This is a genomic window from Arthrobacter sp. 10L430 (assembly GCF_056395245.1).
Window position 1 is genome coordinate 290,917 of the sequence record NZ_JBFTJD010000002.1, and the last position, 13,233, is coordinate 304,149.

Here is a 13,233-nt window from a genome sequence, read left to right on the forward strand (position 1 = left end):
GCTTAGGTGAAAGACTACCCCGTCACCCCGGCCCTAAAACAGGGCAAACCATTCACATTTCATCGAGATGCTTAATTGGCTGGCGGATTATCAAATTGTTTGGATTAATTCCCGACACGCGCGGCAGAAAGAGGCGGGAAAGCGCCTCCGCAGCAGTATGCTCGGCACCCGCCGTCAGGCGTTGGCCGAGTGGAAGCGCTGCTGGGCAGCAGTCAGTCCCTCCCGGACCAGCAGCTCCACTGCATCCGCAGCGTCGTCGAGCAGGAAGGGCAGTTCCTTCTTTTCCGCAGGGGTGAAGTCGCGGAGCACGTAGTCCGCGGTGTCCATCCGTCCGGGCGGCCGGCCGACCCCCACACGGACCCGAAGGTAGTCTTTGGTGGCGAGCGCCTTGGAGATGTCCCGGAGTCCGTTGTGGCCGCCTTCGCCACCCCCGATCTTGAGCTTCACAGTATTAAAGGGAATGTCGATTTCGTCATGGACCGCCACAACCCGGGACAGGTCAACGTCGTAAAACCTGGCCAGGGCAGACACCGGTCCGCCGGAAACGTTCATGTAGGTGGCAGGTTTGGCCAGCACGAGGCGCGGCCCACCGATTCCCAGCCGCCCCTCGAGGACCTGTGCGCGGGATTTGGAGGCCTTGAAGTTTCCGCCGATGCGCGCGGCGAGTTCATCGAGGACCATCTGGCCCACGTTGTGCCGGTTGCGGCTGTACTCGGGCCCGGGGTTTCCAAGGCCTGCGATGAGCCAGGTATCAGTCATGGATCAATCCTAGTGAGCGGGAACGGCAGTGGCCGGGCCCAAACGGGGCCCGGCCACTGGTGCGATGCGGTAAACGCGGTACGCGAATAAGGAACCGTAATTACTCGGCTGCGGCCACGGAAGCCTGGGCAGTGGCTTCCTCGGAGGCCTCTTCCGAGGTAACTTCGGTGGCCTCGGAGATGTGGACGACCAGAGCGTCAGCGTCCGCAAGCAGAACCGAGCCCTTGGGCAGCACGAGGTCGGACGCGTGGATGTGCTGACCGGCGGAACGGCCTTCGATGTCGACCTCGATGCCGGTGGGCAGGTGGGTTGCCTCGGCCTCGAGGGAGATGACGGTCATCTCCTGGTTGTAAGCGTTGCCCGGAGCCAGTTCGCCGACGAGGTGAACGGGAACGTCAACGGTAACCTTCTCGCCCTGGCGGACGGTCAGGAGGTCGATGTGCTCGATGATCTGTCTGATCGGGTCGCGCTGGATGTCCTTGACGAGGGCGAGGTGACCTTCACCGTTGATGTCCAGGGACAGCAGGGCGTTGGCGGTGCGCACGGCCAGCGTGGTGGCCTTGGCCGGAAGCGTGATGTGGATGGGCTCGGCGCCGTGGCCGTAGATGACGGCGGGAATCAGGCCGGCCATGCGGGCGCGGCGGGCAAAACCCTTGCCGAATTCGGTACGTACTTCTGCTGCGAGCTTCTGCTCAGACATGTGCATCTCCTGGAGGCTTTTCGGTGTTCAGCAAGCTTTTCGGTGTTCAGCAAGCTTTTCTTTGTTCAGCAAGGGCGGAGGTCTGAAGCGACCTTCAACGCCGGGCGCCTGTCGGCGGCCCTTCCAGAAGGGAGGTACAGACCCAGTCGATAACGGAGACCAGCAGTCCGGATGTCCGGAGGTGCTCTCCCTCGCCAAGGTATCGGGAAAATCTTACCAGCGTTGGGCCCGATTCCTGAAAACGGGCCCAACGCCGGTCCCACCAGCGCCCTAAGGCGGGAAGTCAGGCGTTGCCGTCGAACAGGCTGGTGACGGAACCGTCGTCGAAAACTTCACGGATGGCGCGGGCAATCAAGGGTGCGATGGACAGTACGGTGAGCTCGGGGAAGCGCTTGTCGGCCGGGATGGGCAGCGTGTCGGTGACTACCACTTCGCGGGCGCCCGACTCGGACAGGCGGCGGGCCGCTGGATCGGAGAAGACAGCGTGGGTCGCCGCGATGATGACGTCCTTGGCCCCGGCGTTCTTCAGCACCTGGACAGCGCCGGAGATGGTTCCGCCGGTGTCGATCATGTCGTCGATCAGGACGCACGTGCGTCCTTCGATCTGACCCACCACGGTCTTGGACACAGCCTGGTTCGGAACAGTGAGGTCACGGCTCTTGTGCACGAACGCTAGCGGCGCACCGCCGAGGCGCTCAGCCCACTGTTCGGCCACGCGGACGCGGCCGGTGTCCGGCGAGACAACTGTGATGTTGTCCGCGGCGACCCGCGTGCGGATGTAGTCCGCAAGGAGCGGGATGGCCATGAGGTGGTCCACCGGGCCGTCGAAGAAGCCCTGGATCTGCGAGGTGTGCAGGTCCACACTCATGATGCGGTCAGCGCCGGCCGTCTTGTACAGGTCCGCCACCAGACGGGCCGAGATCGGTTCCCGGCCGCGGCCCTTCTTGTCCTGGCGGGAGTACGGGTAGAACGGCGAAACCACGGTGATCCGTTTGGCGGACGCCCGCTTCAGCGAATCGATCATGATCAGCTGTTCCATGAGGTGGTTGTTCAGGGGTGCCGGGTGCGCCTGGATGACGAAGGCGTCGGTTCCGCGGACGCTTTCACCGGCGCGGACATAGATCTCACCGTTGGCGAAATCGTAGGCGTCCACGGGCAGCAGCTCCGTGCCCAACTCCTTGGCGATTTCCCGGGCAAGCTCCGGGTGCGCACGCCCTGCGGCGAGCACCAGCTTCTTTTCGCCGCGAGCCGTAATTTCGGTCATGGTTGCTTGCCCTCTTCTGTAGATGCCGGGGAAATTGAGGAGTCGTTGCTGGCTTTGCCGGCTGCCGCCGCCAGGTCCGCGGAGAGCGAGCCCGGACGGTTGGCGGTAACCCAACCCTCGGCATTGCGCTGCGCGGCCATGGACAGCGCCAGGGCGCCTGCGGGAACGTCCTTACGAATCACGGCACCGGCGCCGCTGTAGGCGCCGTCCCCCACCGTGACAGGAGCGACGAATACTGTATTGGAACCGGTGCGGACGCCCGAGCCGATCACCGTGCGGTGCTTCTTCTCGCCGTCGTAGTTGGCAGTGATGTTGCCGCAGCCGATGTTGGTGTCCTCGCCGATTTCGGCGTCGCCGGCGTAGCCCAGGTGGGACAGCTTGGAGCCGCGGCCAATGGTGACGTTCTTCGTCTCGTAGAAGGCACCGATCTTGCCGGTCTCCCCCAGGACGGTGCCGGGGCGCAGGTAAGTGAACGGACCAACAGTGGCCGCCGCGCCGATGACCGCACCGGAACCGTGCGTGCGGGTCACTTTGGCTCCCTCGCCGATGCGGACATCGGTCAGCGTGGAGTCTGGGCCGACGACGGCGTCCCTCGCCACGGTGGTGCTGCCGTGCAGCTGCGTGTTGGGCAGGATCCGGACGTCCTCAGCCAGGGTGACGGTGGAATCGATCCAGGTTGTGGCGGGATCCACCACCGTGACGCCGGAGCGCATCCATGCTTCCACGATGCGGCGGTTGTGCTCTGCGCCGAGGGCCGCAAGCTGCACACGGTCATTGGCGCCTTCGACCTGCCAGCGGTCCGCGGTGACCACCGCGGCAACCCTGCCGCCGGCCTTGCGGGCCAGCCCGAGGACGTCGGTCAGGTACTTCTCGCCCTGCGAGTTGTCGGTGGTGACGTGCCGGAGGGCGTCCCGCAGCACTGCTGCGTCGAAGGCGTAGATTCCGGAGTTGATTTCACGGATTTCGCGCTCGGAGTCGGAGGCATCCTTGTGCTCGCGGATGCCGGTCACCGTTCCGTCGGCTCCGCGCAGGATGCGGCCGTAGCCCGTGGCATCATCGAGCAGCGCGGTCAGGACCGTGATGGCGTTGCCTTCGGACTCGTGGGTTGAAACAAGTTCGGCGAGCATCTCGCCGGTAAGCAGCGGCACGTCGCCGTAGGTCACCACAACGGTTCCCGCGACAGGGGCGGCAGCATCCAGGGCCTCCAGCGCGACTTCGACGGCCCGTCCGGTGCCGGGAACCTCGTCCTGGTCGACGATCAGGGCGCTCGGGTCCAGCTCTGCGAGGTGGGCGGCCACACGGTCCCGCTCGTGACGGACCACGAGGGCCAGCCGCTGCGGGCTGATGCTGCGCGCGGCCAGCAGTGCGTGTCCCACCATCGAACGGCCGCCGATTTCGTGGAGAATCTTGGGGGTACGGGACTTCATCCGGGTACCGGCACCTGCAGCTAAGACGATTACGGCGGCTGGGCCGGACTTCTCGGGGCTCACGTACAGGCTCTCCTTGGTCGATTGCGCGGTACTACATGCGCGGCGTCGTCCGAGCCTGTGCCCGGAGCCGGCAACAGGCTTATCCTACTGGACACCTCTGATGCAGCAGTTCCGCCCATAGGATTCGAACCTATACTCCACGGCTCCAAAGGCCGGGGTGCTGCCATTACACCAGGGCGGATCATGCCAGGCACGAAGCCAAGGCACGAGAACCAATTCTGCCACGAACGCCGAGGCTCGTGCGACCTCGGCCAACGCGTGCCGCCAGCCCCGTCAAAGAGGCGGCCTGCACAGCGGGCAGCACCCGCCCAGGACCACCAGCGTCCGTGTTGGCGTAAGGCATGATTGGACGGTGAGCAACAGCACAGGGACAGCCGAGGGCGCGGGGAACCCGATGGCGAAGGCGGATGCCGCTCCGGCGCGCATCCCGCGGTCCCGGATGACCGGACCCCAACGGCGTTCCCAGCTGGTCGACGTGGGGCGCGGACTGTTCGCGCTGCGTGGCCTCGACGGCACCACGATCGAGGAAATCGCCGCTGCCGCAGGTGTCTCCAAGCCGGTGATCTATGAGCACTTCGGCTCGAAGGAAGGTCTGTACACCCAGGTGGTGGAGTTTGAGTTCAGGATCCTGCTGGCCTCCATCAACGACGCCCTCGCCGACGAAGCCAAGCCCCGGGTCCTGGTGGAACGTGCTGCCTTGGCGTTGCTGACGTACATCGAGGACCGCACCGACGGCTTCCGCATCCTCATGCGCGACGCTCCCCCGTCGCAGCCGGAAGGCGCCTTTTCCACCCTGCTGTCCCACATTACGGAGCGCGTGGAGCACATCCTGTCCGACGAATTCGCCCGCCGCGGATTCAGCGCCGCCGACGGCGCCATGTACGCCCAGATGCTGGTGGGCATGGTCGCCATGACCGGCCAATGGTGGCAGGACGGCCGGCAGCCCGACAAACACGCTGTGGCTGCGCACCTCGTGAACCTCGCTTGGAACGGCCTGACCGGCCTCAAGAAGGAACCCGAGCTGCGCAGCGAGCCGTGAGCCTTCGCCGTGGTCACCTCCGCGCTGCAGCGGCCCTTCGCCGTCGCTTAGACACGAGCCATAGGGGCCCAACGGTCGCTGAGCGACCTTGAGGGCCCGATGGCTCGCGATGCGCTCCTACGCGAAGGTCCCCCGCACCACTATTGCCGATCGTTCCGTTCGGGGACGTCCGGTGAGTTGGACGCTTAACGGCCGAACGGCGGTTCTTCCGAAAGGAGCGCATCGCAGGGCATCGGGACGTGGAGGTCGCCCAGCGACCGAAGCGTCCCTTTTGCCCTGTGTCTAAGCGACGCGGAAGGGCCGCCGTCCGGCGCCCAAGCTGCACCCCGCCCGGAGCTACTCCCCCAGGACTTCGAGCGCCTCGAGCCATTCGAGCTCCAGGGCTTCGCGGTCTGCGGAGAGGTCTTTGAGCTTCTTGTTCAGTTCCGCGAGCTGACCGACGGCGGAGGGGTCCGCGGAAGCCGTCGTCATCTGGGCGTGGATTTTTTCTTCCTGCTGGGTGATCTTGCCCAGCTGCCGTTCGATGCGGTTCTTGGCCTTGCGGGCGTCGCGCTTTTCGGCTTCCGAAGCTCCCGAGACGGCCTGGGCCGGGGCGGAGCTGGCCGACGTGACAGGGTTTCCGCCGCCGGTGACCGTGGAACCGGCGAGGGCGGACTCGCGGAGTTCGAGGTACTGGTCCACTCCGCGCGGCAGGGCACGGATCTTGCCGTCGCCCAGCAGGGCCATCTGGTGGTCCGTGACTCGCTCCAGCAGGTAGCGGTCGTGGCTGACAACGACGAGCGTGCCGGGCCAGCCGTCGAGCACGTCTTCGACGGCGGCGAGGGTGTCGGTGTCGAGGTCGTTGGTCGGTTCGTCCAGCATCAGCACGTTCGGCTCCCCCACCAGCAGCCGCAGGAGCTGGAGGCGCCGGCGTTCGCCACCGGAGAGGTCCTTGACCGGGGTCCATTGCTTCTCGTTGGTGAAACCGAGCTGCTCCACAAGCTGGCCGGCGGTGAATTCCTTGCCGCCGACGTTGAAGGAGCGTTTTTCGCGCTCGATCACTTCGATCACGCGCAGGTCCGAGACGTCGTCGAGCTCCTTGACTTCCTGGGTGAGGACCGCGGTGACGACCGTCTTGCCGCGTTTGACCTTCCCGGAGCTGGGCTGGATCTCGCCGTTGAGCAGTTTCAGCAGGGTGGTCTTGCCGGCCCCGTTGACGCCCACGAGCCCCAGCCGCTCACCCGGCGCGAGGCGGAGGGTGATGTTGTCGAACAGCTTCTGGCCGGCGTCGCCGCCCAGAAAATCCAGTGACACGTGTTCAAGGTCCAGGACGTCCTTGCCAAGGCGCGCCGTGGCCATCTTACTCAGCGCCGTCGAATCACGCGGTTCGGGCACGTCCGCAATCAGGGCGTTGGCGGCCTCGATCCGGAACTTGGGCTTGGCCGTGCGGGCCGGGGCGCCCCTGCGGAGCCAGGCCAGTTCCTTCTTGACGAGCTGCTGGCGTTTGCTTTCCACCACCGATGCGGAGCGGTCGCGCTCGGCGCGGGCCAGCACGTAGGCGGCGTAACCGCCGTCGAACGGGTCCATGATGCCGTCGTGGATTTCCCACGTCTTGGTGCAGACTTCGTCGAGGAACCAGCGGTCGTGGGTGACCACGAGGAACGCGCCCTGGTTCGCCCGCCACCGGGTCTTCAGGTGCCGGGACAGCCATGCGACGCCTTCGACGTCGAGGTGGTTCGTGGGCTCGTCAAGCATGATGACGTCGTGGTCCTCGATGAGGAGCTTCGCCAGCGCCACGCGCCGTTTCTGGCCGCCGGAGAGCGCGTGGACGTTGGCGTGCCAGTCGACGTCCGACACGAGCCCGCCCATGACCTCGCGGATCTGCGGGTTGCGGGCCCATTCGTAGTCCGCCTGGTCGCCGACGATGGCGGCACCGACCGTGAGGTCGCCGTCGAGCACGTCGCTTTGATCCAGGTAGCCGATGTTGACGTCCCCGCGCTTGGTGACCCGGCCGGAATCAGGCGTGGACCGCAGCGCAAGCAGGCGCATGAGCGTGGACTTGCCATCGCCGTTCCGGCCCACCATGCCGATCCGGTCGCCCTCCTCGAGTCCGAGAGTTACGCCATCGAGAACGGTGCGGGTTGCGTACGAGACCATGAGGTTCTCGCCGCCGAGCAGGTGTGCCACTGGGAACTGCTTTCTTCTGCAAACAGGGGGGCAGAAAGTTGGAAGGGTATTAAAGGAGGGTATCGGAGATGATGCGGGCACCGGGAACGGGTCCATGGACGGCCAACGCCGTGAGGCCCTTGTGCTGCAGCTCCTCGGCGAGTCCCTCGGCAGCCTCCGGGTTGTGCGCCAGGAGGGCGATGGTGGGGCCGGAGCCCGAAACGATCCCTGCGATGGCTCCGCAGGACTCCCCCAGGCCGAGGGTGTCGCGGAGGCTGGGCGCGAGTTCGATGGAGGCCCGCTGGAGGTCGTTGACAAGCACCCGGCTCAGTGCATCGGGGTCACCGCTGCGCAGGGCCTGCAGGATCTTCGGATCCACCGCCGTGGGTTCATCGATCTCCACCCCTTCGGCGTCCCGCAACCGGTCCAGTGTCCGGAACACCTCCGGCGTCGAAAGCCCGAACTCTGCAGTGACCAGGACCCAGTCCATCTGCGCCCTGGCCAGGGCCGGGGAGAGGTCGTCTCCCACGCCAAGTCCCACGGCCGTGCCTCCGAGCAGCGCAAAGGGGACGTCCGCCCCCAGCTCCGCGGCCAGATGGGCAAGCTCATCCCGGGACAGTCCGCTGTTCCACAGCGCGTCGCAGGCCAGCAGCGTGGCCGCGGCGTCGGCGGATCCGCCGCCCATGCCGCCGGCAACCGGCACGCGCTTGGTGATTTCCAGGTGCACTCCGGTGGAGTGCTCGGACACTTCGGCCATGATGGCGGCAGCCTTGTAGGCCAGATTGTGTTCGTCGAGCGGGATGTTCACGCCGTCGAGGTCAAGTGTGCTGGCGGGGCTGATGCTCACGGTGATGCCGTCATTGGCGGTGCTGGTGGCGGCCACTTCCTCATACAGCGAGACGGCCAGGTACACGCTGGCCACGGAATGATACCCGTCCGCCCGTAAGGGCCCCACGTCCAGCGAGACGTTCACTTTGCCCGGAGCTTTGACCCGGACGGTCCTTGCCGCAAAGCGCCCTCTCACTGCGTTCATGACTCCAAGCTAGGGCATGGCGACGCCCGGCTCCAAGAAGGACGCGGCCTCCTGGCGTCACCCAGGGACGCTGTCGCCGGCCGCTTGCCCCGGCCGGTCAAGCGTCCGCGGCCTGGCGGGCCTCGGCGATCCGGGCGAAAGCGGCAATGTCGATGACCTCACCGCGGGCCGTGGGGTCCACCCCGGCCGCGACGAGGCAGCGCTCCGCCTCGGCCGCACTGCCGGCCCACCCGGCCAGGGCCGCGCGAAGGGTTTTCCTGCGCTGGGCAAAGGCCGCATCGATCACGGCAAAGACGCGCTCCCGGCTGGCGGTGGTGGCCGGTGGCTCCCGGCGGGTAAAGGCCACGAGCCCCGACTGGATCTTGGGGGCCGGCCAGAACACGTTCATGCCGATCACTCCGGCCTTGCGCATGGTGCTGTACCACGCGGCCTTGACGGACGGCACACCGTAAATTTTGGAACCGGGACCGGCGGCAAGACGGTCCGCCACCTCGTCCTGAACCATTACCAGACCATGACGGATCGATGGGAAATGCTGCAGGAGGTGAAGGACCACGGGAACAGCGACGTTGTACGGAAGGTTCGCCACGAGCGACGTGGGCTCCACCGGGAGCTCGGTGACCTTCATGGCGTCGGCGCGCACGAGGTGGAATTCGCTGGCAGCCTCCGGCCTCCACTGCCTGACAGTTTCAGGCAGCTTGGCCGCCAGCACAGGATCAATTTCGACGGCGACAACGGACTTCGCGGCATCCAGCAGCCCCAGCGTCAGCGAACCGAGACCAGGCCCGATTTCGAGGACCGTTTCGTCCGGCCCGACGCCCGCTGCCGCCACAATCCTGCGGATCGTGTTGCCGTCGATGACAAAGTTCTGGCCCAGCGTCTTCGTGGGACGGACGCCGATTTCCTCGGCCAGCCTGCGGATATCTGACGCACCAAACAGAGGAGCAGGCGCGGTACCGGGGGCGGAAGGAGTCGGGTCAGTCACCTAGGTATCCTATCCCGCGGCGGGTGCCGCCGCGGTTCGGCAGCTGGCAGGCCACGAAAGGCCGGGCCCGGAGACTCCGGACCCGGCCTTTCGTGGCCTCAGCGGCCGTGGTCAGCTGCCGGCTGCCCAGCCGCAGCCCCACGGCGAGAGGCCGCGCTCTGCATAGACGCGGTTGGCGACGTCGATCTGCTGCGCCTTCGAGGCCTGGCTGGCGTTCGGGGCGTAGGCTCCGCCGCCGGCGCCGATCCAGGTCTGGATGTCGAACTGCAGGCCGCCGTAGTAACCGTTGCCGTTGTTGATCGACCAGTTGCCGGTCGATTCGCACTGCGCGATCTTGTCCCACATGGCTTCATTCATCATGGCGGGGGCCGCCGCACCAGAGTTGGCGGCTTCCGTCTTCGCGGCGGCTGCGGGCTTGGGCTTCTCCTTGGTGCCCACGGTGATCTTTTCCGTTACCGGCTCAAGAGTTGCCGTCGTGGAGACAAGCGTGCGGGAGGCTTCGCGGCCATCGACCAGCACGAGCTTGAACTTCTTCGTCACGGTCCCGGGAACGCCCTCCTGCGTGACTTCCTCTTCGCCCTTGAGAACGTCGGCGCTTTCCACGGTCAGCGTCTTGAAGGCAACTTCTTCGGTGACGGTGGCGGTCTTGCTGGTGTCCACTCTGGAAACCTTAATCACCATGTTGTTGACCACGTGCGCGTTGGCCGGCTGGGAGGTGCGGTCTGCGGCTGCCAGCCTCACGCCGGCGTCCTTGAGCACCTCTCCAACGTTAGTGGCCGTGGTGGTGGTCTTGGCGGCCTTGCCGTCGGCAAGGATACTCACCGTCTTCGGCGTGGAGATGGCGACAAAGGAGCCGTCAACGGACAGGTGGGCGCTCTTCGGAACCGAAAGTTCGGAAGCACTGGCCACCCCGAGCTGGGTTACGAGTCCGGCAACGTCCGGGGCAGTGGTGCTGACAGTCTTTTCAGCGCCGTCCAGGCTCACTTTCACTGCCTTGGCCAGGTTGACGTTGATCACCGAGCCGTTCTCAACGTGCGCCTCCGGCGACGGTGACACGCGGTCGGCGGCGTGCAGCTCCACCTGGGCGCCCCTGACCACCTGGGCCACGGTGCCGCCAAACGTCTGAACGGAACTCACTTTGCCGTCAACGTTCAGGGTGACTGTTTTGTTGTTGCCCACAAAGGCAACCAGCCCCAGCACGAGCGCCGAGAGCACCACCATTTGGGCGGCTACCTTGACGAAACTGAACTTGCCGTCCGACGTGAAGAACTTGATCACGATTGCCCGTATCTTTTGAACCATCCGGGCACGGGGAAAAACGCACAGAGCTCTCCGCGGCAGTCACCCCAAGGGTGGATCCGGACAGGCCGGAGGTCTGCAGCAGGCATGTGCGCCGCCACACTCACAGGGCAGGGCACCAGAGGCGCCCTGCCCTGTGAGTGACATCATCCGGAGGCCTTCCCCGACCCCGGCTAATAGTTCTTCACTGTAATCGATCCGTTATAAAGCGGCCAAATTATCACATACCGCGTATGCAGAAGGGGGCTTCTTCAGGCCGAGCGGTCAGTCCCAGGATCCATATGCCCTCAGGGTATTGGCGCTGATTTGACTGCACAGGCCGGCGAGGTCCGAATCTGTCAATTCGGCCATGGCCCGCACTGTGTAGGGGACCATGTAGCTCGCGTTGGGCCGTCCCCGGTGCGGGTGCGGGGTGAGGAAGGGCGAGTCGGTTTCGACCAGGACGAGTTCGGGATCCGCAGCAGCCAGTGAAGCCCTGAGGTTTCCCGCATTCTTAAAGGTGAGCGTTCCGGCGAAGGACATGAACCACCCTTCCGTGTTGCAGATCCTGGCCAGGTCTTCGTCGCCGGAGTAACAGTGGAACACCACCCGGTCCGGGGTGCCCTCTTCCCGCAGGACCTGCACGACGTCCTCGTGGGCGTCCCTGTCATGGATCTGCAGGGTCAGGTCCAGCCGTTTGGCAATGTCGATATGCCGCCGGAACGAATAGCGCTGGTGGACCAGCCCCTCTCCCTCGGTGCGGAAGAAGTCCAGACCGGTTTCCCCAATCGCCCGGATCCGGGGATGGGAGGCGAGATCCTCGATCTCCCGCAGCGCAGCCTCCAACTCACCCCGCCGGGCATACTCGGGGGCATCGTTAGGGTGGATCGCCACGGCACCGAGCAACCGGGCATCCATGTCAACGGCACGAACCGTGAACCTGGAGGATTCCAGGTCGGTGCCAACCTGCACGGCACCGCGGACCCCTACCGCCTCGGCGGCGTCCAGGGCAGCGCCGACCTCTACCTGGATGTCGGCGCCTGGGAAGTCGAGATGCGTGTGGTTGTCCATCACGGGAACGGGCAGGGGCGCGGGCGCAGGCGGGTAGCCCTGCTTGCCGGAACCGTCGCTGCCGGGCTCGCGATAGGGGCGGGGAGTCAGGGAGTTACACATCCCTCCAGCCTAGCTGCGGCGGACGTAAGCCCGCGGAAGAGCCGAGGCGGCCCCGGGCCGTCCAGGCAGCGGGTGCAGATTTACCCGGAACTCTCTGTCAGGTACGGCAGTTGTGTTAGTACGCTGGTACGGACAGATGTTAACGCCCAAGACGGGCAACGGCAGACTTCCGCCGCTCCGTTCCGCGCGCCACCCAGGGATGAAAGGTTGCCGATGGAACCGCACCGACGCACCACGATGGATGAAGTACTCCCGGGCGGGCAAGGCTTCGCAGGAACTGCTGCGCAGGGCGGAAACCAGCTTAACGGCCACAAACAGTCAGCCCTGGACGCCGCGGCCTTCCGCGCCGCGACCGAACGCATCCTGGACGCCATTAATACGGTGATCGACGGCAAAGCCGAGGCAGCGAAGCTCGCACTCACGGTCCTGCTCGCCCAGGGCCACCTGCTCCTGGAGGACGTGCCCGGCGTGGGCAAGACGCTCCTCGCCAAGACGCTGGCGCGCACGATCGACTGCTCAGTCAGCCGGATCCAGTTCACTCCGGACCTTCTTCCCTCCGACGTTACCGGCGTGTCCATCTATAACCAGTCGTCGCGCCAGTTTGAGTTCCGTCCCGGCGCGGTCTTCGCGAATATCGTCATCGGTGACGAAATCAACCGCGCCTCGGCAAAGACGCAGTCCGCCCTGCTCGAATGCATGGAGGAGCACCAGGTGACGGTGGACGGAAAGTCATACAAACTCGCTGAACCATTCATGGTGGTGGCCACCCAGAATCCGATCGAGATGGAAGGGACCTATCCCCTTCCGGAAGCCCAGCGGGACCGCTTCATGGCCAGGATCTCCATGGGTTACCCGGACAAGGACTCCGAAATCGAAATGCTGGAAACGCACCAGGCCACGTCCCCGCTGGCCCGTGTGTCTTCCGTGGTTACGTCCGCGGACGTCGCCGCGATGATTGCCACGGTCCAGCGGGTGTACGTTTCGCAGTCCGTCAAGGAGTACACCGTTGCAGTGGGGCGGGCAACCCGGGACAGCGCCATGCTGCGCCTTGGGGCCAGCCCGCGTTCCATGCTTCAGCTGCTTCGCGCGGCCAAGGCCACGTCGGCGCTGGACGGCAGGGACTTCGTGCTGCCGGACGACGTCGTCGCCGTTGCAGAATCGGTGCTGGCGCACCGGATCATCCTCGACCGCAAAGCAGCCAGCACCGGCGAGACGCCGCAGAGCGTGATCCGCGGAGTACTCGCCAAGCTTCCCGTCAGTCAGGAGATGACCGAGTCCGCCCACGCCTCCCGGCAAGCCAGGGCGGCCGGATCCCCGGGCGCGCCTACCGCGCGGCCGTCCCCCGAACTGCGGCCCAGCCGCTAGTC

11 protein-coding genes and 1 tRNA gene are annotated in these 13,233 nt (G+C 65.7%); 2 read left to right on the forward strand and 10 right to left on the reverse strand.

What is annotated here, in order from left to right; genetic code table 11:
- Positions 1-174: 174 nt before the first annotated feature.
- The 5 genes from pth to AC1DDG_RS03520 form a co-directional block, all read right to left on the reverse strand.
- Entirely contained in the window at positions 175-759 is a 585-nt protein-coding gene (gene pth / locus AC1DDG_RS03500) for an aminoacyl-tRNA hydrolase (protein WP_230119841.1), read from the reverse strand.
- Positions 760-859: 100 nt separating this feature from the next.
- Entirely contained in the window at positions 860-1,459 is a 600-nt protein-coding gene (locus AC1DDG_RS03505; RefSeq protein WP_230119842.1) for a 50S ribosomal protein L25/general stress protein Ctc, read from the reverse strand.
- Positions 1,460-1,742: 283 nt separating this feature from the next.
- Positions 1,743-2,723 carry a ribose-phosphate diphosphokinase gene (locus tag AC1DDG_RS03510; RefSeq protein ID WP_230119843.1) on the reverse strand — a complete coding sequence of 327 codons (981 nt, stop codon included), beginning with the start codon at positions 2,721-2,723 and terminating at the stop codon, positions 1,743-1,745.
- Entirely contained in the window at positions 2,720-4,213 is a 1,494-nt protein-coding gene (gene glmU, locus AC1DDG_RS03515) for a bifunctional UDP-N-acetylglucosamine diphosphorylase/glucosamine-1-phosphate N-acetyltransferase GlmU (RefSeq protein WP_230119844.1), read from the reverse strand. Before glmU ends, AC1DDG_RS03510 begins: the two co-directional genes overlap by 4 nt.
- Before the next feature lie 109 nt (positions 4,214-4,322).
- Positions 4,323-4,394, reverse strand: a tRNA-Gln gene (locus AC1DDG_RS03520).
- Positions 4,395-4,607: 213 nt separating this feature from the next.
- On the opposite strand from AC1DDG_RS03520, the gene AC1DDG_RS03525 reads away from it, so the two are divergent.
- Positions 4,608-5,252: a TetR/AcrR family transcriptional regulator gene (locus AC1DDG_RS03525; protein WP_354962168.1), complete on the forward strand. Its 645-nt coding sequence runs from the start codon at positions 4,608-4,610 to the stop codon at positions 5,250-5,252.
- A gap of 336 nt (positions 5,253-5,588) precedes the next feature.
- Here the strand turns inward: AC1DDG_RS03525 and AC1DDG_RS03530 are convergent, their stop codons facing one another.
- From AC1DDG_RS03530 to AC1DDG_RS03550, 5 genes are all read right to left on the reverse strand, one after another.
- Complete coding sequence (locus AC1DDG_RS03530; protein ID WP_230119845.1) at positions 5,589-7,418, reverse strand: ABC-F family ATP-binding cassette domain-containing protein; 1,830 nt, start codon at positions 7,416-7,418, stop codon at positions 5,589-5,591.
- Positions 7,419-7,467: 49 nt separating this feature from the next.
- Positions 7,468-8,430 carry a 4-(cytidine 5'-diphospho)-2-C-methyl-D-erythritol kinase gene (locus tag AC1DDG_RS03535; protein WP_476874969.1) on the reverse strand — a complete coding sequence of 321 codons (963 nt, stop codon included), beginning with the start codon at positions 8,428-8,430 and terminating at the stop codon, positions 7,468-7,470.
- A gap of 97 nt (positions 8,431-8,527) precedes the next feature.
- The gene (gene rsmA, locus AC1DDG_RS03540) at positions 8,528-9,415 is read right to left on the reverse strand and encodes a 16S rRNA (adenine(1518)-N(6)/adenine(1519)-N(6))-dimethyltransferase RsmA (RefSeq protein ID WP_230119847.1); all 888 of its coding nucleotides are present in this window, start codon (positions 9,413-9,415) and stop codon (positions 8,528-8,530) included.
- Between the two features lie 111 nt (positions 9,416-9,526).
- On the reverse strand, positions 9,527-10,717 hold the full coding sequence (locus tag AC1DDG_RS03545; protein WP_230119848.1) for a resuscitation-promoting factor: 1,191 nt from the start codon (positions 10,715-10,717) through the stop codon (positions 9,527-9,529).
- A 261-nt stretch (positions 10,718-10,978) separates the two neighbouring features.
- Positions 10,979-11,866, reverse strand: coding sequence for a TatD family hydrolase (locus AC1DDG_RS03550; RefSeq protein ID WP_230119849.1), 888 nt, complete (start codon positions 11,864-11,866; stop codon positions 10,979-10,981).
- Between the two features lie 213 nt (positions 11,867-12,079).
- On the opposite strand from AC1DDG_RS03550, the gene AC1DDG_RS03555 reads away from it, so the two are divergent.
- Entirely contained in the window at positions 12,080-13,231 is a 1,152-nt protein-coding gene (locus tag AC1DDG_RS03555) for an AAA family ATPase (protein ID WP_230119850.1), read from the forward strand.
- Positions 13,232-13,233: the final 2 nt, after the last annotated feature.